This window comes from Streptomyces sp. NBC_00285, assembly GCF_036174265.1.
Lineage (GTDB): Bacteria > Actinomycetota > Actinomycetes > Streptomycetales > Streptomycetaceae > Streptomyces.
On the sequence record NZ_CP108055.1, the window covers coordinates 2,637,772 to 2,658,397 of the forward strand.

Annotated in this window: 21 protein-coding genes; 8 read left to right on the forward strand and 13 right to left on the reverse strand. The window is 70.6% G+C overall.

All coding sequences use genetic code 11. The features are described from left to right. Window positions 1-4 precede the first annotated feature (4 nt). From OHT57_RS12050 to OHT57_RS12100, 11 genes are all read right to left on the reverse strand, one after another. Window positions 5-850: a PmoA family protein gene (locus OHT57_RS12050; RefSeq protein ID WP_328746165.1), complete on the reverse strand. Its 846-nt coding sequence runs from the start codon at window positions 848-850 to the stop codon at window positions 5-7. After that, window positions 847-2,001, reverse strand: coding sequence for a Gfo/Idh/MocA family protein (locus OHT57_RS12055; RefSeq protein WP_328746166.1), 1,155 nt, complete (start codon window positions 1,999-2,001; stop codon window positions 847-849). The genes OHT57_RS12050 and OHT57_RS12055 overlap by 4 nt, the downstream gene beginning before the upstream one ends. Beyond that, window positions 1,998-2,324, reverse strand: coding sequence for a hypothetical protein (locus tag OHT57_RS12060; RefSeq protein ID WP_328746168.1), 327 nt, complete (start codon window positions 2,322-2,324; stop codon window positions 1,998-2,000). Before OHT57_RS12060 ends, OHT57_RS12055 begins: the two co-directional genes overlap by 4 nt. Next, a complete protein-coding gene (locus OHT57_RS12065; RefSeq protein ID WP_328746170.1) occupies window positions 2,321-2,539 on the reverse strand; it encodes a hypothetical protein in 219 nt (72 codons plus the stop codon). The genes OHT57_RS12060 and OHT57_RS12065 overlap by 4 nt, the downstream gene beginning before the upstream one ends. After that, entirely contained in the window at window positions 2,536-3,432 is an 897-nt protein-coding gene (locus tag OHT57_RS12070; protein WP_328746172.1) for a carbohydrate ABC transporter permease, read from the reverse strand. Before OHT57_RS12070 ends, OHT57_RS12065 begins: the two co-directional genes overlap by 4 nt. Continuing rightward, window positions 3,429-4,364, reverse strand: coding sequence for a carbohydrate ABC transporter permease (locus tag OHT57_RS12075; protein ID WP_328746175.1), 936 nt, complete (start codon window positions 4,362-4,364; stop codon window positions 3,429-3,431). The genes OHT57_RS12070 and OHT57_RS12075 overlap by 4 nt, the downstream gene beginning before the upstream one ends. A gap of 193 nt (window positions 4,365-4,557) precedes the next feature. Continuing rightward, window positions 4,558-6,276 (reverse strand): L-arabinonate dehydratase, encoded by a 1,719-nt coding sequence (araD, locus tag OHT57_RS12080; protein WP_328746177.1) that lies wholly within the window; start codon window positions 6,274-6,276, stop codon window positions 4,558-4,560. A 14-nt stretch (window positions 6,277-6,290) separates the two neighbouring features. Then, window positions 6,291-7,202 carry a dihydrodipicolinate synthase family protein gene (locus tag OHT57_RS12085; RefSeq protein WP_328746179.1) on the reverse strand — a complete coding sequence of 304 codons (912 nt, stop codon included), beginning with the start codon at window positions 7,200-7,202 and terminating at the stop codon, window positions 6,291-6,293. Next, window positions 7,199-7,855, reverse strand: a complete 657-nt coding sequence (locus OHT57_RS12090) for a GntR family transcriptional regulator (protein ID WP_328746181.1) — start codon at window positions 7,853-7,855, stop codon at window positions 7,199-7,201. Before OHT57_RS12090 ends, OHT57_RS12085 begins: the two co-directional genes overlap by 4 nt. 158 nt (window positions 7,856-8,013) lie before the next feature. Beyond that, window positions 8,014-8,769 (reverse strand): MBL fold metallo-hydrolase, encoded by a 756-nt coding sequence (locus OHT57_RS12095; protein ID WP_328746183.1) that lies wholly within the window; start codon window positions 8,767-8,769, stop codon window positions 8,014-8,016. 75 nt (window positions 8,770-8,844) lie between these two features. Beyond that, on the reverse strand, window positions 8,845-9,429 hold the full coding sequence (locus OHT57_RS12100; RefSeq protein WP_328746185.1) for a TIGR03086 family metal-binding protein: 585 nt from the start codon (window positions 9,427-9,429) through the stop codon (window positions 8,845-8,847). 144 nt (window positions 9,430-9,573) lie between these two features. On the opposite strand from OHT57_RS12100, the gene OHT57_RS12105 reads away from it, so the two are divergent. Then, the gene (locus OHT57_RS12105) at window positions 9,574-10,947 is read left to right on the forward strand and encodes an MFS transporter (protein ID WP_328746186.1); all 1,374 of its coding nucleotides are present in this window, start codon (window positions 9,574-9,576) and stop codon (window positions 10,945-10,947) included. On the opposite strand, the gene OHT57_RS12110 is transcribed toward OHT57_RS12105, so the two are convergent. Together OHT57_RS12110 and OHT57_RS12115 are read right to left on the reverse strand one after the other, a co-directional pair. Then, window positions 10,884-12,044, reverse strand: coding sequence for a hypothetical protein (locus OHT57_RS12110; protein ID WP_328746187.1), 1,161 nt, complete (start codon window positions 12,042-12,044; stop codon window positions 10,884-10,886). The two genes, OHT57_RS12105 and OHT57_RS12110, sit on opposite strands and share 64 nt — an antisense overlap. Further along, window positions 12,041-12,985, reverse strand: a complete 945-nt coding sequence (locus tag OHT57_RS12115; protein ID WP_328746188.1) for a 5-dehydro-4-deoxyglucarate dehydratase — start codon at window positions 12,983-12,985, stop codon at window positions 12,041-12,043. The genes OHT57_RS12110 and OHT57_RS12115 overlap by 4 nt, the downstream gene beginning before the upstream one ends. Before the next feature lie 193 nt (window positions 12,986-13,178). On the opposite strand from OHT57_RS12115, the gene OHT57_RS12120 reads away from it, so the two are divergent. The 7 genes from OHT57_RS12120 (at window position 13,179) to OHT57_RS12150 (ending at window position 20,592) form a co-directional block, all read left to right on the forward strand. Next, window positions 13,179-14,003 (forward strand): NAD-dependent epimerase/dehydratase family protein, encoded by an 825-nt coding sequence (locus OHT57_RS12120; RefSeq protein WP_328746190.1) that lies wholly within the window; start codon window positions 13,179-13,181, stop codon window positions 14,001-14,003. 306 nt (window positions 14,004-14,309) lie between these two features. Further along, the gene (locus OHT57_RS12125) at window positions 14,310-15,077 is read left to right on the forward strand and encodes a DeoR/GlpR family DNA-binding transcription regulator (RefSeq protein WP_328746191.1); all 768 of its coding nucleotides are present in this window, start codon (window positions 14,310-14,312) and stop codon (window positions 15,075-15,077) included. Between the two features lie 79 nt (window positions 15,078-15,156). Then, a complete protein-coding gene (locus OHT57_RS12130; protein WP_328746193.1) occupies window positions 15,157-16,527 on the forward strand; it encodes an ABC transporter substrate-binding protein in 1,371 nt (456 codons plus the stop codon). Beyond that, window positions 16,524-17,462, forward strand: coding sequence for a carbohydrate ABC transporter permease (locus OHT57_RS12135; RefSeq protein ID WP_328746195.1), 939 nt, complete (start codon window positions 16,524-16,526; stop codon window positions 17,460-17,462). Before OHT57_RS12130 ends, OHT57_RS12135 begins: the two co-directional genes overlap by 4 nt. Beyond that, window positions 17,459-18,295: a carbohydrate ABC transporter permease gene (locus OHT57_RS12140; RefSeq protein ID WP_328746197.1), complete on the forward strand. Its 837-nt coding sequence runs from the start codon at window positions 17,459-17,461 to the stop codon at window positions 18,293-18,295. Before OHT57_RS12135 ends, OHT57_RS12140 begins: the two co-directional genes overlap by 4 nt. Continuing rightward, window positions 18,292-19,281, forward strand: coding sequence for a zinc-dependent alcohol dehydrogenase family protein (locus tag OHT57_RS12145; protein ID WP_328746199.1), 990 nt, complete (start codon window positions 18,292-18,294; stop codon window positions 19,279-19,281). Before OHT57_RS12140 ends, OHT57_RS12145 begins: the two co-directional genes overlap by 4 nt. 84 nt (window positions 19,282-19,365) lie before the next feature. Further along, entirely contained in the window at window positions 19,366-20,592 is a 1,227-nt protein-coding gene (locus OHT57_RS12150; protein WP_328753183.1) for a TerD family protein, read from the forward strand. The last annotated feature ends 34 nt before the right edge of the window (window positions 20,593-20,626 follow it).

The window sequence follows — 20,626 nt, forward strand, 5'->3', positions numbered from 1 at the left end:
TACGTCACTGGCTGACCGCCTTCCGTACCAGGGCCGCTGCTTCGAGGCGCGGGAGGCGTCCGTCGGCCACGACGGTGACGATCCGCCGTACGACGGTCTCGCCCGGCGGCACGTCCAGCCGCTCCTGGGAGGCCAACGAGGAGCCCACGCCCGGGTATTCGCCGGCGCGCACGAACCACGGGTCCCGCCGGGTCCGTTCGGTGGCCCCGGCGAAGACGAGCGTCCAGCTACGGCCCGTGAGGGCGACCCAGTCGGCGCGGGTGCCGTGTATCGCGCCCTCGCCCTCGCGGTCGACGGTGAAGACGTCCGGCGCCTCCTGCTCCTTGCGGGCCCGCCAGAAGAAGCCGCCGTAGGCCGCGCCCGGGCGGCCGTTGGTGGCCGGGCTGCCGATCGACAGGGCGGCCTGGGTGACGTTGGTGAGGGAGAAGGTGAAGTCCAACGCCCAGGCGGTGCCCGTCAGTTCGGTGACCGCGACGGTACGGCGCTCACGCAGCAGCTCGCCCCCGGTGGCGACCCAGCGCAGCTCCTCCACGAAGCCGTCCGGGTCGCGGAGCTGGAAGGAACTGTGGCGCTGGGCACCGTGGTTGTCGAGCTCGGTCGGGCCCTGGTCGCGGACGTAGGTCCGGCCGCCCCAGAAGTTGTGCCCCTCGACGTCGGGAACCGCGACACCGACGCCGAGGTGGTGGATGTGGTCGGCGGGGCTCAGTTCGGTGACCGCCGTGCCGGCCAGGGTGGTGACGGGGTGCAGATAGGGGCGTGGGGAGAGCCGGGCGGACAGCTCGGGCCGGGTGACGTAACGGCCGACCGGGCGGCCCGCGACACACAGGACAGGGAAGTCGGGGGTCGTCATGTACTCACCTCGTTCGCGTCATGTGGCGGAGCCCAGCCGGCACCCAGCTCGGAGTACAGGGCGAGGGTGTCGGCGGCGCGTTCGACGAGCCCGTCGATGCCGGGCACGACCCGGCGCTCCTCGTCGGGGAGCAGCTGCCAGGCCGTGGCCGGCAGCGGGGTCGGGTCCGGGGCCAGCCGGATCGCCTCGACGACCTTCATGAAGGCACCGGTCACGTCCGGGACGACCAGGAGGCCGGTGCCGTCGGTGAGGTGGTCGACCAGGTTCTCCAGCAGGTCGGTGCGGCCGTACTCGTACTCCTCGGGGCCGCGGCCGGCCCGCTGGAGCAGTACGCGGTCCTGCTTGTACCAGTAGGTGATCCGGCCGCGGTCGCCGTGCACGACGACATACGGCTCGCCGGGCTCCTCGGCGCACAGGGTCACCGCGACGGTCACCGTGAGACCGGCCGAGGTGGTGACGCGGACACAGGAGGTGTCGTCGGACTCGATGTCGTTGGCCCGCAGCAGCTCGGTCTCGATGCGGGTGACGTCCTCGGCACGGCTCGCGTCGCCCAGGGCCAGCGCGGTGGCGACGGCGTGCGCGAGGGGGTTGGTCAGCGCGCCGTCGATGACGTCGACGCCGTTCATCCGCCGCTTGCCCGCCCAGGGTGCCCGCCGGTAGTACGCCTCCGCACGCGCCCAGGCACCGGCTCCGCCGATCCCGGTCAGCGCGCCGATCGCGCCCTCCTGGACCAGCTCGCGGATCGCGGGCACGGCGTGCGAGCCCAGCGACTGGAAGCCGATCTGGCAGGCGACCCCGGCCGCGGCGACCCCGTCGGCCATGCGGCGGAACTCGGCGTAGGAGGGGGCGGGGGGCTTCTCCAGCAGGATGTGGACGCCCCTCTGTGCCGCCAGGAGCGCCAGGTCGGTGTGCGTCGGGATCGGCGTGCAGATCACGGCGATCCGGGCGCCCGTCGAGTCGAGGAGCGCGCCGAAGTCAGCGGACTGCTCGGGCGCGCCCAGGCCCTCGGGGATCTCGTCGCCGGTCAGCGGGGTCAGCTCACAGATCCCCGCCAGCCGTACGATTCCCTTGTCCTGGAGCCGGCGGATGTTCTCCAGGTGCCAGCGGCCGTGGCCGCGCGCGCCCGCCAGGACGATGTCTACGGTGCTCATGGGGTCCTCCCTGCGCCCGCGCCGTGCGCCACCTCTCGGTCGGCTGCCTCGGCGCTGTCGAACTTTGAGTGCAGGGTAGGCGTCCGGCCGACGTCGGCCGTGAGCTCACGCCCGCTGCCGGAGCCGTGGGTGTGGCACACGGCGAGCAGGTCCGCCGGACCGCCGTCGGAGAGGCCGCCGGTCTGCTCCCTCGTGCCGGCGTTCCGGCTCCTGACGAGGTCGGCGTCGCGGGTACGGGCGTGGGCGGGGATGCGGGTGCGTCCCGACAAGTCGCGGGTGCGTCCCGACAAGTCGGTGGTCAGGGCGGTCTGACGGACCCTCATATTCGTGCCTCCTCGCCAGACCCGGGGACCGGTTGTGTGCGCACACCCACGGGCCGGCCCGCGAACGCCCCGGCTCCACCGCGGCCGGCCGCCTCGGACACCCGGGCGTCGCCCACCCCCAGCAGGACTCGGCCGACGGCACGCCCCTCGGCCCGCACGACGACACCCAGCAGGCCCAGCACCACGCCGCCCAGGGCGACCCGACCGAGTCTCATCCCTTCACCGCCCCCGCGCTGAAGCCGGTGATCAGCCACTTCTGGATGAAGGCGAACACGATCACCACGGGGACGGCCGCGATGATGCCGCCCGCCGCGAGGGCGCCGAGGTCGACGCTGTCCGCGCTCATCAGGGTGTTGAGGCCGACCGGGATCGTCTGCTTGTCCTGGTTGTTGAGGAACATCAGGGCGAACAGGAAGTGGTTCCAGGAGTGCACGAAGGCGAAGGAACCAACCGCGATCAGACCGGGCCGCAACAACGGGAGCACCACGATCCTGAACGCGGTGAGGCGGTTGCAGCCGTCGACCCAGGCCGCCTCCTCCAGGGTGTACGGCACGTTCTTGATGAAGTTGCTGATCAGGATCATCGACAGCGGCAGCTGGAAGACCGTCTCCGCGATGATGACGCTGCCCAGCGAGTTGATCATGTTCAGCTCGGCGAAGATCTCGAACAGCGGGACCAGCAGCAGCGCGCCCGGCACGAACTGGGAGCACAGCAGGGCCAGCATGAAGGCGCTCTTGACCTTGAAGTCGAACCTCGCGAGGGCGTAACCGCCGGCCAGGGCCACCAGGGTCGTCATCACCAGGGTGGCGAGGCCGACGTACACGCTGTTCTCGAAGTAGGTGCCGAACGACCGCTGCGTCCACACCTTCTCGAAGTGGTCGAAGGTGATCGGCCAGGGCACGAGCGAGGTGGAACCTGCCGGGCGCAGCGCGAAGAGCAGGATCCAGTAGAAGGGGATGAGCGTGAAGACGAGGTAGATCGACAGCGGTGTGTAGATCTGCCAGCGGGGGGCCTCGTCCCAGCTGCGGCGGCGCTTCACCGGGCGGGGTGCCTCGGGCGTGTTCCGCACGGGCACGGGGGCGACCTCGGTGGCCTCCTTGGTGATCACTTGGAACCGCCTCCGAACTTGCTCAGCCGCAGATAGACCATCGAGCAGAAGAGCAGGATCACGAACGCGACCGTGGTCAGGGCGGACGCGTAGCCGAAGTTGTGGGCGTCGACCGAGGTGTTGGCGATGTAGAGCGGCAGGGTCGTGGTCTCCCCCGCCGGGCCGCCGCCGGTGAGCGTGTAGAGCAGGTCGACGTTGTTGAACTCCCACACCGCGCGCAGCAGCGTGGACAGGACGATCGCGTCCTTGAGGTGCGGCAGCGTGATGTGCCAGAACTGCTTGATCTTGCTCGCCCCGTCGACCTCGGCGGCCTCGTACAGGTCCTTCGACACGGACTGCAGATCGGCGAGGATGAGGATCGCGAAGAAGGGGACACCGCGCCACAGGTCGGCGACGACCGCCGCCGAGAAGACGGTGGAGGTGTCCGACAGCCAGCTGGTGCCGTAGGAGCCGATGCCCATGTCGGCGAGGTAACGGGTCACGCCCGTCTGGGAGTTGTAGAGCAGCACCCAGATCGCGGAGGTCAGCACGCCGGAGACGGCCCACGGGGAGAAGACGAGCGCGCGGCCCATCGACCGGCCCACGAAGGACTGGTTGACGATCAGCGCGAGCGCCAGGCCGAACAGCAGCTGGAGTCCGACCTCGACGAAGACCCACTTGGCGCTGAAGGTCAGCGTGTCCCAGAACTGCGGGTCCTTGGTGAAGATCTGGACGAAGTTGTCGAAGCCCGCGTACCCGTTCCGCCACGGCTTGGTGGGGTTGTAGTTCTGGAGGCTGTAGTAGAAGACGCTGATGACCGGGTAGGCGATGAAGCCCAGCATCAGCAGGGCCGCCGGCGCGATCAGCAGGTACGGCAGCCTGCGCGGCGTGGCGGAGGCACGGCGTCGCCGGGGTGACGCGGGCGGTTTCGCCACGGCAGCGGCTTGGGCCATGACTGTTCTCCGTTCTCGGTACGTCGTGCGGTGGTCGTACGGGAAGCGCTTTCTCGATATGCGGAGGTCCGCCCCTGTCGCGATACGGGGTGCCTCTTGCTGTTGTGCGGCGGGTGCGGACTCGTTGTGGCTTGTCGCGCTCACGCGGCGGAGCCGCATGTCGATACAGCCCCGCGCCCCCATGGGGCTCGGGTCAGCTTGCGTAGGGGTCCGGCGAGGTGCCCGGCCGTGCCAGGAACTCGAAGTCGCAGCCGATGTTCGCCTGCGTGATCTGTTCGTTGTAGAGCGCGCCGTAGCCGCGCTCGTAACGCACGGGCGGCGGCGTCCACTCCGCCCTTCGGCGTTCCAACTCCTCGTCGTTCAAGTTGAGTTGGAGTGACCTGGCCTCGACGTCGAGGGTGATGCTGTCCCCCGTGCGGACGAGGGCGAGCGGTCCGCCGACGTACGACTCGGGCGCCACGTGCAGTACACAGGTGCCGTAACTCGTGCCGCTCATCCGGGCGTCGGAGATCCGGACCATGTCCCGCACGCCCTGCTTGAGCAGGTGCTCCGGGATCGGCAGCATGCCGTACTCGGGCATGCCCGGGCCGCCCTTGGGTCCGGCGTTGCGCAGCACCAGCACGCTGTCGGCGGTGATGTCCAACGCCGGGTCGTCGATGGTGCGTTGCATGGTCCTGTAGTCGTCGAAGACGACCGCGGTGCCGGTGTGCTTGAGCAGGTGCTGCTCGGCGGCGACGTGCTTGATGACCGCGCCGTCCGGGCAGAGGTTGCCGCGCAGTACGGCGACCCCACCCTCGCTCGCGACCGGGTTCTCGCGGGTGCGGATGACGTCGTCGTTGTGGACGACGGCTCCTTCGAGCTGCTGCCCCAGGGTGCCGTTGACGGTCGGCCGGTCCAGGTGCAGCAGGTCGGTGATCCGTGAGAGGAAGGCGGGCAGCCCGCCGGCGAAGTAGAAGTCCTCCATGAGGTACGTCTGTCCGCCGGGCCGTACGTTCGCCAGCACCGGCACCGTGCGGGCGATGCGGTCGAAGTCGTCGAGGGTGAGGGAGACGTGGGAGCGTCCCGCCATCGCGATCAGGTGGATGACCGCGTTGGTGGAGCCGCCGAGCCCCAGCACCGTGGTGACGGCGTCCTGGAAGGCCTCGTGGGTGAGGATCTCGGAGGGCTTGAGGCCGGTCCAGGCGAGGTCCACGGCGCGGCGTCCGGAGGCGGCCGCCATCCGCTCGTGCCCGGAGTCGACGGCCGGGACCGAGGAGGCGCCCGGCAGTGTCATGCCGAGGGCTTCCGCGGCGGCGGTCATCGTGGACGCGGTCCCCATGGTCATGCAGTGGCCGGGAGAACGCGCCAATCCGCCCTGGAGTTCGCGCAGTTCGCAGTCCGTCAGGTTGCCCGCGCGGTGCTCGTCCCAGTACTTCCACATGTCGGTGCCGGACCCGAGGGTCTCACCGCGCCAGTGCCCCGGCAGCATCGGTCCCGCCGGGACGAAGAGCGAGGGAACGTCGGCCGAGGCCGCGCCCATGAGCAGCGCGGGCGTCGACTTGTCGCAGCCGCCGAGCAGCACCGCCGCGTCGATCGGATACGACCGCAGCAGCTCCTCCGTCTCCATCGCGAGGAGGTTGCGGTAGAGCATCGGGGTCGGCTTCTGGTACGTCTCCGAGAGTGTGGAGACCGGGAATTCGAGCGGGAAGCCCCCGGCCTGCCACACCCCCCGCTTGACGGCCTCGGCGCGCTCGCGCAGATGGACGTGGCAGGGGTTGATGTCCGACCAGGTGTTGAGGACGGCGATCACCGGGCGGCCCCGGTACTCCTCCGCCTCGTAACCGAGCTGGCGCATACGGGCGTTGTGCGACCAGGTCCGCAACTGGCCCTCGACGCCGTACCAGTGGTGGCTGCGCAGTTCCTCCGGTCTCATTCGCTCCCTGTCGGTCATACGGCCCACCCGCCGGCTATCGCGGCGACCTCGGCGCGCCCGCTCTCGGGCAACTCGCGGCTCGGCGGGCGCACTTCGCGGCGGCACAGACCCAGGGAGGCGAGGGCCTCCTTGACGACGGTGACGTTGTCGGCGGAGCCGTTGGCCGCGCGGAGCTCCTCGAAGCGGCGGATCTGCTCCCAGACCTTCATGGCGGCCAGGTAGTCCCCGGACCGAAGCGCTTCGATCATGTTCCGCGAAACGGCGGGGGCGACGTTCACGAGCCCCGAGGTGAAGCCGGTGGCGCCCGCGGAGAAGTACGAGGGGGCGTAGGGCTCGGCGAGTCCGGCGACCCACACGAAGCGTTCCAGTCCCGCGTCCCGGGCGAAGGCGGCGAACTTGGCGGCGTCGGGGACGGCGTACTTCACGCCGATCACGTTCGGGCAGGCGTCGGCGAGTTCGGTGAGGCGGTCGCCGCTGAGCTGGGCGTTGCGGATGTACGGGACGACACCCAGCTCGGGCACGGACTCGGCGATGGCGCGGTGGTAGTCGACCCAGCCTGCCTGCGAGACGTAGGGGTGGACGGGCTGGTGGACCATGACCATCCCCGCGCCGAGCTCACGGGCGTGGCGGGCGGAGGCGACGGCGGTGGGCACGTCGTGACCGACGCCGACGAGGACGTTCGCGCGTTCCCCGGCCTCGTCGACGGTCAACTCCGTGACCAGTCGGCGCTCTTCGGGGGTGAGGGCGTAGAACTCGCCGGTGTTCCCGTTGGGGGTGAGGGTCGTGATCCCTCCGTCGAGCAGCCGACGCAGCAGGGCCCGGTGCACGTCCTGGTCGACGGTGCCGTCCTCGGCGAACGGCGTCACCGGGATCGCCACCACGTCGGCCAGGGCCGCCCGCTGGGTCCGATACGTCTCGCTGCTCATTCCTGACCTTCCTGGTCCATCACTCCGGGGAACGCTCGCTCGACGAAGGATGCGATGTGGGCGTGCAGGGCGCGGGCCGCGCCGTCCGCGTCGCCCTCCAGGGCGAGCCGCAGGATCTCCCGGTGCTCACCGGCCTCCCGCTCCCAGGAGGGCGAGGCCGCCCAGGCGACGGCGGAGACGAGAGCCGCCTGGTCGCGGACCTCGTCGAGCATCCGGCCGAGCAGCGGGTTGCCGCAGGGCAGATAGAGGGAACGGTGGAAATCCCGGTTGGCGAGGGAGCGTTCGGCGGTGTCGGTGGCGTCGTCGGCCCGGGTCAGCGCGTCACGGGCGTCGTCGAGCGAGGCTCCCCGGCGCACGGCCCGCTTCAGCGCCTCGGGTTCGAGGAGCAGCCGGACGTCGTAGACCTCGCGCGCCATGTCCGCGTCCACCATGCGCACCGTGACGCCCTTGTACTGGTTCATCACGACGAGCCCGGTTCCGGCCAGGGTCTTGAGCGCCTCGCGCACCGGGGTCTTCGACACCCCGAACTGTGCGGCGAGTTCGGTCTCCACCAGGGCCTGACCCGGCGTCAGGCGCCCGGTGAGGATGCGGCGTTTGATCTCTTCCTGCACGTACTGCGTGCGGGAGGGGATCGGCGTGGGCACAGAGGTCATGCGCGCCTCTCGGATCTCGCGTATCGGATCTTGTGTATCTGATCTCGCGTATCGCGTCTCATATATGACGTACGAAGTACGACGGGTTGAAGGTAAGAGGACGGTGTTGTTTCGTCAATGCTTCCGGCAGAGGAAGCCGAAGTTTCTGTGCGGACGCGTCAGACGAGACGGGTGGCACCCTCGAACGCGGTACTGGTCCGCCCCGCGAAGGCCACGGCCGCGCGTGTGGTCGCGGCCTCCCTGGTGAGCGTGGGTCCGACATGGGTGACGATCAGCTCGCGCGCACCGGCCTTGCGGGCGAGGTCGCCCGCCTCCTCGGGAGTCAGGTGGACCTGTTCGCCTTCGCGATGACGGTCGATGTCCGCCTCGCACAGGAACACGTCCGACTCGGCGGCCAGTTCGACGAGGGCACCGCAGGGCCCGCTGTCCCCCGAGTACGCGAGGACGCGCCCCGCGCACTCGGCGCGCAGTCCGTAGGCCTCGGCGTCGTGGACGACGGCCCGGGTGGTGAGCCGGAGGTTCCAGTGCCGGACGACATGGCCGTCGTACAGGGGATGGAAGTCGAGGACACCGTCGAGGAAACGGATGTCGGACCGTCCGAAGAACCCGGCGAGCCGGTGGGCACAGCCCGGCGGCGCGTACACCGGGATCGGTGCGGGCGGGGTGAGCCCGCCGTAGACGAAGGCGTAGACGGCGGCCAGCAGATCGGCACTGTGGTCGGCGTGCAGATGGGAGATCCAGATCGCCGTCAGCCGGGAGGGATCAGTGTGCCGCTGCAACTCCGCGAAAGTGCCGGGCCCGGCGTCCACCCATACCTCGGCGCCCCCGCCGCGCACCAGGTAGCCGGAGCAGGGGCGGCCCGGTCCCGGATGCGGAGAGGCGGTTCCGAGGACGGTGAGACTGAGGGGCGGCATGGTGGGGAGCGTACGGTCCGGGCCTCCCCGCCCGCCGCCCGTTTCCGTTCCTCTACGGCACTCTCGTACCGGCGTCTACGGCGTCCACCGCGGGTTCCGCCCGCTGAGCCCCAGGGTCCGGTCCAGCAGCGGGGCGTCCGCCGGGACCGGGACGACCGGGCCGAAGATGGCACCCCGGCCGGGATCGTCGACACAGGCCTGGAGGAAGTCGTGCGAGACCTGGAGCGCGGCCGGGTCCGGGTCGTACGGGCGGCCTGTCGCGCGGGCCAGGTCCCAGCCGTGGACGATCAGTTCGTCGGCGGCGACGGCAGCGGTGACCTCGCCCGGCATGTCGAAGCCGCCGGCCCGGGTCATGCCGGTCCAGGCGGCCGGGTCGCGCCAGGCCTCGGCGAGTTCGTCGAGCACCTTGGGAAGTTCCTCGCGCCAGCCGGGGCCGATGTCCGGGACGGAGGCGGTCGGGGGCGTGTCGGTCGTGACACCGAGGTCCTTGCGGGCGGCGTCACGGAAGGCGGCGGCGAGGTGGAGCAGGTGGCCGAGCAGATTGTGCACCGCGAGCTCGGGGCACGGCGTGGCGTTCCCCAGCTGATCATCGGTGACCGCGTCGGCGAGACGGGCGATGGCGCGGGTCTGCGGTCCGAGGTCCAGGGTCGGGACGGTCATGCGGCGCTCCTCGTGATGTCCGGGCAACGGTTCCGGTGTCGTGAGGGGTGGACCGTCCGCGGCCCGAGAACTCATCGCCCGTTCCCACATCTACGGCACCTGCCCCATCCCGGCACCGGGGCCTTAGACCCACGATGTCCAGGCATGACCAAGACATGGAAGACATGGACGGTTCTGCGCGACCGTGACTCCGCTGTGTTCCTCACCGCTGTCGTCGTCTCCGGCTTCGGCACCTCGGCCCTGTGGCTGGTGTCCGGCGTATGGGTCAAGGAGCTCACCGGCTCGGACGGCCTGGCCGCACTGTGCATGCTCGCGATGTGGGCGCCGACGCTCGCCGGCCCGCTGTTCGGGGCGCTCGCCGACCGGGTCCGCCGCAAACCCCTGCTGATCGGCGCCAACCTCCTGCCGGCGGCGCTGCTGCCGGCCCTCTTCGCCGTCGGCGCCCCCGACCGCGTGTGGATCGTCATCACGGTCCTCTTCGTCTATGGCGCGGCGGGCGTGGTCCATGACGCGGCGGAGTCGGCCCTGGTCGCCAGGGCGGTGGCCCCGGCCCTGCTCGGCGACTTCAACGGGCTGCGGACGGCGATCACGGAGGGCATGAAGCTGGTGGCCCCCCTGGCGGGCGTGGGTCTCTACGCGGTCTACGGCGGTCCGGGTGTCGCATTTCTGGACGCGATCACGTTCGTGATCGCCGCGCTCCTGTACGCCCGCCTGCGACCCCACGAGCCCCGACCGGACTCCCCCACGCCACTGTTCAAGCGGGCGCGCACGTTCAGGTGCAGGCCCGGCCGGGCGGCGACCGTGGCGGAGGCCGCCGACCCCGCGCCGGTCACCGGGAGCGGGTCACCGCCGTGCGGGCAGCGCTCGACCGCGACCGGTCGCCCGAAGTCACGCGGGCGGACCGCGGCAGCCGTAGGTGTCCGCCACATATGGGCCCACCCCACACTGCGCCCCCTGATCCTGGCCGGCGGCACCACCATGCTCTTCGCCGGGCTCAACGGCGCCCTGATCTACGCCGTACTCGACGGCCTCGGCCGCTCCCCCGCGTACGCCGGTGCGCTGTACGCCGCCCAGGGTGCCGGATCCGTGGCGGTGGGGCTGGTCTCCGGGCCCGCTCTGCGCCGGCTCGGCGAACGCCGGTTCGCCGCGTACGGCATCGCCCTGACCGCGGTCGCCGCCGGGCTGCGGGCGATCCCCTCCGACCCGCTCGCCCTCGCGTGCAGCGCGGCCATCGGCGCGGGCCTGCCCTGCGTGCTGATCGCCGCCCTCACCGCCGTGCAGCGCGAGACACCGGACGCGCTGCTGGGTCGTACGGTCGCCACGGCCCACACCCTCGTGTACGCCCCGAACGTGCTCGGCCTCGCCGTCGGAGCGGCCCTGGTCGAACTGGTCGGCCAGCGGCCGCTGTCGGCCGTCCTCGGCGTGGTGTGGCTCGCGACAGCCGTACCGCTGTTTCAGAGGCCTGCCAGCGCCTCGCGGATCGCCTCCAGGTCACCGTCCGACGCCAACCCGGCGTGATACAGCCGGACTTCGGTCGCCCCGAGGTCCCGCGCCCGGGCCACGTCCGCCGCGAGGGTGCCCGGGCTGCCGCCCATCTCCGAGATGACGGGGAAGTTGGCGGCGATCACCGCGTCCTTCCGGGCCCGGGCGAAGGGCGTGAGCAGGCCCGGCCCGCCCGAGCAGGGCACGACGACACCGTCCGCGACGGACAGGATGTGCTCGGGGTCGACCCCGGGGTTGGCGCCGACGTGGTAGGTCACGGGGTCCGCGTGCAGCAGGATCTGGAAGCCCTCGGGAGCGGCCGCCCGGACCGCCCGGACCGCCGTCTCCTGGAGGGTGCGGGCGGTCTCGTCCCGCCACCCACGGGTGGCCGCCGTGTTCGACGCGCCGAGCAGCTTCTCGACCGTCGGCCAGCCCTCGTCGGTGGCGGTTCCCTGCCACAGCGGCTCCAGGGCGGTGCGTACGGCCGACGCCAACTCGTCGGCGTCGACGCCCTGTTCGCCGTAACCCGCCCGGCAGGTCGCGCAGAAGCAGAGCGCCATGAGGTACATCCCGGCATCGCCGAGCGGGACCCCGCCGGTCTTGTCGTGCGCGTGCAGGTGCTGGAGGCCGTACCAGCCGAGGGACTCCAGCTCGGTGCCGGCCGCGCCCGGGCGCACGGCCGCCTCGACGGCGAGGTCGACGAGGTACCCGCGCGTGGCGGGCTGTGCGATGCAGGGGGCCCACGGGTAGCGGTCGCCGTAGGCATTGACCACGGAGGTGTCCGGGTGCTCGGCGCCCAGGCGGGAGTTGTGCGCGAGGACGACCCAGGTGTGCACCTCCAGGCCCGCCGCCGACAGCGCGTCGGCGGCCTCGCCGAAGGCGTCGCCCGGGGCCCAGTCGCCGGCCGCGTAGGGGCGCAGCGCACGCCCCTGCCAGCGGTCGTCCGTCGGGTACAGCACGGACGCGTGCTCGGCGGTGACGATGCGGTGGCGGGGGTGGCGCGGGGTCAGCGCGCGGGTGGAGTGGTAGGCGGCGGCGAGGGTGGCCTGCCGTACGCCGAGGGCGGCGATGCGGGCCGCGGCCTCCGGGTCCCCGTTGACGTCCCAGGGGTAGACGAACGTCGACGCCTTCACTGCTGCTCCTCCAGGAGTTCGTAACCGCGCTCGATGATCCGCGCGAGTTGCTTCACATGGTCCTCCGCCGGCTCGTGCAGCGGGGGCCGGACCTCGCCCACCTCCAGTCCGCGCAACCGTACGCCCGCCTTGACCAGCGCGACAGCGTATCCGCGGCCACGCGCGCGCAGTTCGACGAAGGGGCGGTAGAACCCGTCGAGGAGCCGGTCGGCCGTGGCCCGGTCGCCGTCGGTGAGCGCGCGGTGGAAGGCGAGGGCGACCTCGGGAGCGAAGCAGAAGACGGCCGAGGAGTACAGGGTGACGCCGATGGCGTGGTAGGCGAGCTGGGTCTGCTCGGCCGTCGGCAGTCCGTTGAAGTAGAGGAAGTCGCCGCCGGGGATCTCGGTGCGCACGGCGCTGACGGTCCGCTGCATCAGGTCGAGATCGCCGAGGCCGTCCTTGAGACCGATGACGCCGTCCGTGCGGGCCAGTTCGACGACGGTCTCCGGAGTGAAGACGGCGTTGTCGCGCTGGTAGACGATCACCGGGAGCGGGGTCGAGGCGGCCACCTCGCGGTAGTGCCGCAGCAGCCCTTCCTGCCCGGCGATCACGAGGTAGGGCGGCATGGCGAGCAGCCCGTCGGCCCCGGCCGCCTCGGCGAGGCGCGCGTACCGCACGGCGAGCGCGGTGCCGTATCCGGCGCCCGCGATCACCGGTACGCGTCCCGCCGTCGCCTCGACGGCCGCCCGGACGCACGTCTCGAACTCCTCGGGCGTGAGCGCGTGGAACTCCCCGGTGCCGCAGCACGCGAACACGGCCGCGGCGCCCTCCTCCACGCCCCGGCGCACATGCGCGCGGTAGGTGTCGAGGTCGACCGAGCCGTCGGCGCCGTACGGCGTGACCGGGAAGAACAGCGGCCCGCTGGGGATGCCGAGTCGATGGACGAGGTCGGCAGACGTCACAGGCTCTCCCTAGAACGAGTAGCACGGGCGATACGAGTGATCACGAAAAACACGCGTGCGGGATACTGATCAGAGTTTACATTTATGAACATGGGTCGCGCCACCCTTGACGCAACCGGGCAATGATCCTTAGCTTGTCCATGAATGTGAATACCGTGCACTCATACGGCCGTCGTCCCAAGGAGACCCGAGGATGCCCGCTCCCCGTACCGTTCTGCTCACCGGCGCCGCCGGCGGGCTCGGCACCCTGATGCGGGATCTGCTCCCGGACTACGGCTACACCCTGCGCCTGCTCGATCTGCGCCCCGTGGAGGGCGAGCCCGACGCGGTCGTCGCCGACCTCGCCGACAAAGCTGCGGTGCGCGAGGCCGTGCGAGGCGTCGACGCGATCATCCACCTCGGCGGCATCTCCCTGGAAGCCCCCTTCGAGAAGATCCTCAAGGCGAACATCGAGGGCACGTACAACCTTTACGAGGCCGCCCGCGAGGAGGGCGTGCCCCGGATCGTCTTCGCGTCCTCGAACCACGCCGTCGGCTACAACCCCCGCCCGCGGGGCGACACACCTCTCGATCCCAGTGCGCTGATCCCGATCGACGCCCCGCGCCGCCCGGACACCTTCTACGGCCTGTCCAAGTCCTTCGGCGAGGATCTCGCGCAGTTCTACTGGGACAAGCACGGCCTGGAGAGCGTGTCCGTGCGCATCGGCTCCTGCTTCCCCGAGCCGACCAGCGTGCGCATGCTCTCGCTGTGGATGAGCCCGGCCGACGGCGCCCGCCTCTTCCACGCGGCGCTGACCTCGCAGGAGGTCGGTCACACCGTGGTCTACGGCTCCTCCGCCAACACCCGGCTGTGGTGGGACCTGAGCACCGCGCGGGCGCTCGGCTACAAGCCGCAGGACGACTCCGAGCCGTACGCGGAGAAGCTGATCGCCGAACAGGGCGAGCTCCAGGACGGCAACGAGGGACACGCCCACCTGGGCGGCCAGTTCGTGACGGACCCGCCGATCTGGCCGTACTGACACCCCTGACATCAGCGGGCGGGCACCGAACGGGCCCGCCCGCAGGCATATCCGGGCACGGCCGACGGCCCCTGACTGTGGCGCGACAGCGCCACTCGAGGGGCGCGGGGAACTGCGCGACCAGCCACGACGAACCCGCAGCCGCCGTCCGACCGCACACCCCGCCCCCCGTGGGCTCGGCCCGCCCGAACGGGCACACACGGACAGGATCGCTCCCGCAACAGACCTGGTCACCACCACCCACCCGCTGTACAACTTCCTGCATACGGCCCGAACGGGCAGCACGACAGGAGGGCGGGTGACCGCATGACGAGCACCTCGGAAGAACGCCAGCGGGAAATCGTCCGTGCCGCTCGCACCACAGGCGCCGTCGACGTCAACACCCTGGCCACTCAACTCGGTGTCGCCAAAGAGACCGTGAGAAGAGACCTCCGCGCCCTGGAGGACCACGGCCTGGTCCGCCGCACGCACGGCGGGGCCTATCCCGTGGAGAGCGCCGGGTTCGAGACGACGCTCGCCTTCCGGGCCACCAGCCACGTACCCGAGAAGCGCCGGGTCGCGGCCGCCGCGGCCGAGCTGCTCGGGGACGCCGAGACGGTCTTCGTCGACGAGGGCTTCACCCCACAGCTCATCGCCGAGGCTCTGCCCAGGGACCGGCCACTGACCGTGGTCACCGCGTCCCTGCCGGTCGCGGGCAGTCTCGCCGAGGCCGAGAACACCTCCGTACTGCTGCTCGGCGGCCGGGTCCGCCCCGGCACCCTGGCGACCGTCGACCACTGGACGACGAAGATGCTGGCCGGCTTCGTCCTCGACCTGGCCTACATCGGCGCCAACGGCATCTCCCGCGAACACGGCCTCACCACGCCCGATCCGGCGGTCAGCGAGGTCAAGGCACAGGCGATCCGCGCCTCCCGCCGCACGGTGTTCGCGGGCGTGCACACCAAGTTCGGCGCGGTCAGCTTCTGCCGGTTCGCGGAGATCGGCGCGCTGGAGGCGATCGTGACGAGCACACTGCTGCCCTCCTCCGAGGCCCACCGGTACTCGCTCCTCGGGCCGCAGGTCATCCGCGTCTGATGTTCCGACCGATGTGTTCAACAGGGGTTCCGCATACCCGGCGAAGCCCCTTTTACCCCCCTATGTCCAGGAGCGATCCATGCGAACCCAGAGCCGACGACGGCCATCGCGAGCCACGCTCGCCATGGCCGCCGCAGGGACGCTGCTCGCCCCGCTGCTCTCCGGCTGCTGGGTCGGAGCCGGCGGGACCGGGTCGGGCGGCGATTCCGTCAACGTCCTGATGGTCAACAACTCCCAGATGACGGAGCTGCAGAAACTGGCCCCGCGCTTCACCGAAGAGACCGGCATCAAGGTCAACTTCACCGTCCTGCCCGAGAACGACGTCCGCGACAAGATCAGCCAGGACTTCGCCAACCAGGCGGGCCAGTACGACGTCGCGACCCTGTCCAACTACGAGATCCCGATCTACGCCCGCAACGGCTGGCTGCACGAGATGAACTCGTACGTGGCCAAGGACCCCGCGTACGACGAACAGGACATCCTGAAGCCGATGCGCCAGTCCCTGACCGGCGACGACGGCAAGCTCTACGGCCAGCCCTTCTACGGCGAGTCGTCCTTCCTCATGTACCGCAAGGACGTCTTCGAGAGGAAGGGCCTGACGATGCCGGCCCACCCCACCTGGACCCAGGTCGCCGACCTGGCCGCCGCGGCGGACGGCGCCGAGTCCGGCATGAAGGGCATCTGTCTGCGCGGACTGCCCGGCTGGGGCGAGATCATGGCCCCGCTCACCACGGTCGTGAACACCTTCGGCGGCACCTGGTTCGACAAGGGCTGGAAGGCCCGGCTCGACTCACCCGCCTTCGAGAAGGCGACGAAGTTCTATGTCGACCTCGTCCGCGAGCACGGCGAGTCCGGCGCCGCCCAGTCCGGGTTCGCCGAGTGCCTCAACAACATGACCCAGGGCAAGGTCGCCATGTGGTACGACGCCACCAGCGCCGCCGGCCTGCTGGAGGCGGCCGACTCCCCGGTCAGGGGCAAGCTCGGCTACGCCCCCGCGCCCGTCGAGAAGACCGAGTCCTCCGGCTGGCTCTACACCTGGGCCTGGGGCATCCAGAACGCCTCCCGCAATCCCGACAATGCCTGGAAGTTCATCTCCTGGGCGTCCGGCAAGCAGTACGAGCAACTGGTCGGCGACGAGATCGGCTGGTCCAACGTCCCGGCGGGCAAGCGCGCGTCGACGTACACGAACCCGGCGTACCAGAAATCGGCCGCCTCCTTCCAGGAGATGACCAAGCAGGCCATCGAGGGCGCCCGGCCGAACGACCCGGGGGTGCAGCCGCGCCCGGCGCCCGGCATCCAGTTCGTCGGCATCCCCGAGTTCACCGATCTCGGTACCAAGGTCTCCCAGGAGATCAGCGCGGCCGTCGCCGGACGCCAGTCCGTCGAGGCGGCCCTGAAGAGGTCCCAGCAGCTCGCCGAGAAGATCTCCGAGGAGTACGAGGGACGATGACCGCGACCACCACGGCCCCCCTGGCCACCGCGCACGTACGCACCCCGGACCCGTCCAAGGCCCGACTGCGGGCCTGGGCCACCCGGGCCCCGCTGCTCCCCGCCCTGATCTTCATGATCGTGGTCACCCAACTGCCCTTCGTGGCCACAGTGGTGATCTCCTTCTTCGACTGGAACGCCCTCTACCCCAAGGCCCGCCACTTCACCGGCGTCGACAACTACCGTGAGGTGCTGACCGACGCGGACCTGCGCCACTCGGTGTGGACGACGGTCCTGCTGACGGTGACGGTGGTCCTGGTCAGCCTGGTCCTCGGGCTGCTCCTGGCGCTGCTGCTCGACCGCCGCTTCCGGGGTCGGGGAGTGGTCCGCACCCTGCTCATCGCCCCCTTCCTGGTGGTCCCGGTGGCAGCCGCCCTCCTCTGGAAACATGTGCTCTACAACCCTGAATACGGCCTGCTCAATGGGTTGTTGCACTATGTGGGCGGCCCACAGCCGGACTGGATCTCCAACACCCCGCTGCTCGCGGTCGAGGCGTCCCTCATCTGGCAGTGGACCCCGTTCATGATGCTGATCCTGCTGGCCGGACTCCAGAGCCGCGACCAGCAGCAGATGGAGGCCGCGCGCGTGGACGGCGCGAGCGGCTGGCAGATGTTCCGCTATCTGACGCTCCCGCACCTGCGCAGGTATCTGGAGCTGGGGGCCCTGCTCGGCTCGATCTACATCGTCCAGAACTTCGACGCGGTCTTCACCATCACCTCGGGCGGCCTGGGCACCGCGAACCTGCCCTACACCGTCTACCAGAGCTTCTACCAGGCCCACGAGAACGGCCTCGCCTCGGCCGCCGGCGTCCTGGTCGTCATCGGCTCGATCATCATCGCGACCTTCGCCCTGCGCGTGGTGTCGTCCCTGTTCCGTGAGGAGGCGGGCCGGGCATGAGCACGATCACCGCACAACGCAAAGGGCGCGGCCTGGGACTGGTGGCCTGGCTCCTGGGGATCGTCTTCTTCCTGCCCATCGCGTGGATGGCCCTGACGTCCTTCCACTCGGAGGCGGACGCGGCCACCAACCCGCCCTCCTTCGGCGCCGCCCTCACCCTGGACGGCTACCGCGAGTTCTTCGGCACCGGCGGCGGCGCGAGCCCTTGGCCGGCGCTGATCAACTCGACGGTCGCCTCGCTGGCCTCGACCCTGTTCGTCCTGCTCCTCGCCCTCCCGGCGGCGTACGCGCTGTCCATCCGCAGGGTCCGGAAGTGGACGGACGTCCTGTTCTTCTTCCTGTCGACGAAGATGCTGCCGGTGGTGGCGGGCCTGCTCCCCATCTACCTGTTCGCGAAGAACACGGACATGCTCGACAACATCTGGCTGCTGGTCATTCTCTACACGTCGATGAACCTGCCGATCGCGGTCTGGATGATGCAGTCCTTCCTCGCCGAGGTTCCGGTCGCGATCATCGAGGCCGCGCGCGTGGACGGCGCCCGTCTGCCCACGATCCTCGCGCGCGTGGTGGCCCCCATCGCCCTGCCCGGCATCGCCGCCACGGCCCTGATCTGCTTCATCTTCAGCTGGAACGAACTGCTGTTCGCCCGGGTCCTGACGGGCGTGGTCGCCGAGACCGCCCCCGTCTTCCTGACCGGCTTCATCACCAGCCAGGGCCTGTTCCTGGCGAAGGTGTGCGCCGCGTCGCTCGTCGTCTCCCTGCCCGTACTCGCCGCGGGGTTCGCCGCCCAGGACAAACTGGTCCAGGGCCTGTCACTGGGAGCCGTGAAATGAAGGCCGCCGTCATCGAGTCCGTGGGCCGTGCCGTCGTCACCGAGGTCCCGGACCCGACGCCGGGCCCGCGCGAGGTCGTCGTCGAGGTCGCCGCGTGCGGCCTGTGCGGCACCGACCTGCACATCCTCCAGGGCGAGTTCGCCCCCGAGCTGCCCATCGTGCCCGGCCACGAGTTCGCGGGCGCGGTGGTCGGGGTCGGCGCCCAGGTCACCGAGCTGGCCGTCGGCGACCGGGTCGCGGTCGACCCGTCCCTGTACTGCTACGAGTGCCGACAGTGCCGTACCGGCCACAACAACCTCTGCGAGCGCTGGGCCGCGATCGGAGTGACGACGGCGGGCGGCGCGGCACAGTACGCGCTCGCGCCGGTGGCCAACTGCGTACGGCTGCCGGAGCACATCCGCACCCAGGACGCGGCGCTCGTGGAGCCGTTGTCCTGCGCGGTGCGGGGTTATGACGTCCTGAGGTCCCGGCTCGGCGCCCATGTCCTGATCTACGGCTCCGGCACGATGGGGCTGATGATGCTGGAGCTGGCCAAACGGACCGGCGCGGCGAGCGTGGACATGGTGGACGTGAACCCGGCCCGCCTGGAGACGGCCCGCCGGCTCGGCGTCTCGGCGTCCGCCGCGAACCCCGACGAGCTGGACCGCCCACAGGGCTGGGACCTGGTGGTCGACGCGACGGGCAACGCGGCGGCGATCCAGGACGGCCTGGAACGGGTGGCCAAGGCGGGCACCTTCCTCCAGTTCGGGGTGGCCAATTACGCGACCAGGGTGACGATCGACCCGTACCGCATCTACAACCAGGAGATCACCATCACCGGCTCCATGGCGGTCCTGCACAGCTTCGAACGCGCGGCGGAACTCTTCGCGACGGGCGTCCTGGACCCGGAGATCTTCATCAGCGACCGGTTGCCTCTGGAGCGGTATCCGCAGGCCCTGGACCAGTTCGCGGCGGGGGTGGGGAGGAAGATCGTGGTGGTGCCGTAAGCCTTTCGGATCTCCCGGCCCCCATTTGGCCGTCGGGTAAGGGAACGGCAAAGTGGGCCCGATCGTTCACGGGGCATGACAGCTATGACCCCCGGCTCGAACATCCCCCTGTCCGCCGCCCGCGTGACGGTGGACGTCGCCGCACCCGTGCGGCTCGACGTATCGGGCCTGCTGCTCACCGCCGACGGCAAGGTGCGCTCCGACGACGACTTCATCTTCTACAACCAGCCGACCGGGCCGGGCGTGACCTACCGCTCGGGCGGCGGTACGACCCCCGACGCGATCGTCGTCGACACGGCGGCCGTACCGCCCGGCATCGAGAAGATCGTCGTTACCGCCAGCCCGGACGCGGCCGGCCAGACCTTCCAGGGCATCGAGCCGACAGCCACGATCCGCAACGCGGACGACAACAGCGCGCTGGCCACGTTCACGCCGCCGCAGCTCGGCGCGGAGACGGCGCTGGTGGTCGTGGAGATCTATCTGCGCAACGGCGCGTGGAAGGCCCGGGCGGTGGGCCAGGGGTACGCCAACGGTCTGGCGGGCATCGCGACGGACTTCGGCGTGACGGTGGAGGAACCGGCGCCCGCGCCCGCCCCGGCACCCGTGGCTCCGCCGGTCACGCCCACCGTGCAGACCCCGGTGGCTCCGCCCGCCCCGGCCATGGACCCCCGGATCGCCGCGCCGCCGGCGCCCGCCGCTCCCCCGGCTCCGCCCGCCGTCGCTCCGGGCGCCGGGAAGATCAACCTCGACAAGGGCCGCGTCAGCCTCCAGAAGAACCAGACCGTGTCCCTGGTCAAGGGCGGTCGTCCGCTGCTCTCCCAGGTCAAGATGGGTCTCGGCTGGGAGCCGGCGTTCCGCGGCAAGGACATCGACCTAGACGCGTCCGTCATCGCCTACGGGCCGCAGCGCAACCACATCGACAGCTGCTACTTCGGCAAGCTGTCCATCGTCGGCGGCGCGATCAAGCACTCCGGCGACAACCTCACGGGTGAGGGCGGCGGCGACGACGAGGTGATCGTCGTCGACCTCGGGCGTCTCCCGCAGGACGTCACCGGCCTGGTCTTCACGGTCAACTCCTTCTCCGGCCAGAAGTTCACCGAGGTCGCCAAGGCGTACTGCCGCCTCATCGACGCCGCGAGCGGAGAGGAACTGGTCCGTTTCGACCTCACCAACGCGGAGGCGCAGACGGGCGTGATGATGGCCAAGATGATCAAGCAGTTCTCCGGCGAGTGGGAGATGACGGCGATCGGCGACTTCGTGAAGTCCCGCACGGTGAGGGGGATGGTGAAACCGGCGGCGCAGGCGCTGTAGTGCACGATGCGGTGCATGGCCAGGCGGTGAGTGG

Bases quoted from the DNA above. Each gene is read 5' to 3' on its own strand.
- OHT57_RS12050 (WP_328746165.1), bottom strand. From the start codon at position 850: ATGACGACCCCCGACTTCCCTGTCCTGTGTGTCGCGGGCCGCCCGGTC.
- OHT57_RS12055 (WP_328746166.1), bottom strand. From the start codon at position 2,001: ATGAGCACCGTAGACATCGTCCTGGCGGGCGCGCGCGGCCACGGCCGC.
- OHT57_RS12060 (WP_328746168.1), bottom strand. From the start codon at position 2,324: ATGAGGGTCCGTCAGACCGCCCTGACCACCGACTTGTCGGGACGCACC.
- OHT57_RS12065 (WP_328746170.1), bottom strand. From the start codon at position 2,539: ATGAGACTCGGTCGGGTCGCCCTGGGCGGCGTGGTGCTGGGCCTGCTG.
- OHT57_RS12075 (WP_328746175.1), bottom strand. From the start codon at position 4,364: ATGGCCCAAGCCGCTGCCGTGGCGAAACCGCCCGCGTCACCCCGGCGA.
- araD (WP_328746177.1), bottom strand. From the start codon at position 6,276: ATGAGACCGGAGGAACTGCGCAGCCACCACTGGTACGGCGTCGAGGGC.
- OHT57_RS12085 (WP_328746179.1), bottom strand. From the start codon at position 7,202: ATGAGCAGCGAGACGTATCGGACCCAGCGGGCGGCCCTGGCCGACGTG.
- OHT57_RS12090 (WP_328746181.1), bottom strand. From the start codon at position 7,855: ATGACCTCTGTGCCCACGCCGATCCCCTCCCGCACGCAGTACGTGCAG.
- OHT57_RS12095 (WP_328746183.1), bottom strand. From the start codon at position 8,769: ATGCCGCCCCTCAGTCTCACCGTCCTCGGAACCGCCTCTCCGCATCCG.
- OHT57_RS12100 (WP_328746185.1), bottom strand. From the start codon at position 9,429: ATGACCGTCCCGACCCTGGACCTCGGACCGCAGACCCGCGCCATCGCC.
- OHT57_RS12105 (WP_328746186.1), top strand. From the start codon at position 9,574: ATGACCAAGACATGGAAGACATGGACGGTTCTGCGCGACCGTGACTCC.
- OHT57_RS12120 (WP_328746190.1), top strand. From the start codon at position 13,179: ATGCCCGCTCCCCGTACCGTTCTGCTCACCGGCGCCGCCGGCGGGCTC.
- OHT57_RS12125 (WP_328746191.1), top strand. From the start codon at position 14,310: ATGACGAGCACCTCGGAAGAACGCCAGCGGGAAATCGTCCGTGCCGCT.
- OHT57_RS12130 (WP_328746193.1), top strand. From the start codon at position 15,157: ATGCGAACCCAGAGCCGACGACGGCCATCGCGAGCCACGCTCGCCATG.
- OHT57_RS12135 (WP_328746195.1), top strand. From the start codon at position 16,524: ATGACCGCGACCACCACGGCCCCCCTGGCCACCGCGCACGTACGCACC.
- OHT57_RS12140 (WP_328746197.1), top strand. From the start codon at position 17,459: ATGAGCACGATCACCGCACAACGCAAAGGGCGCGGCCTGGGACTGGTG.
- OHT57_RS12145 (WP_328746199.1), top strand. From the start codon at position 18,292: ATGAAGGCCGCCGTCATCGAGTCCGTGGGCCGTGCCGTCGTCACCGAG.
- OHT57_RS12150 (WP_328753183.1), top strand. From the start codon at position 19,366: ATGACCCCCGGCTCGAACATCCCCCTGTCCGCCGCCCGCGTGACGGTG.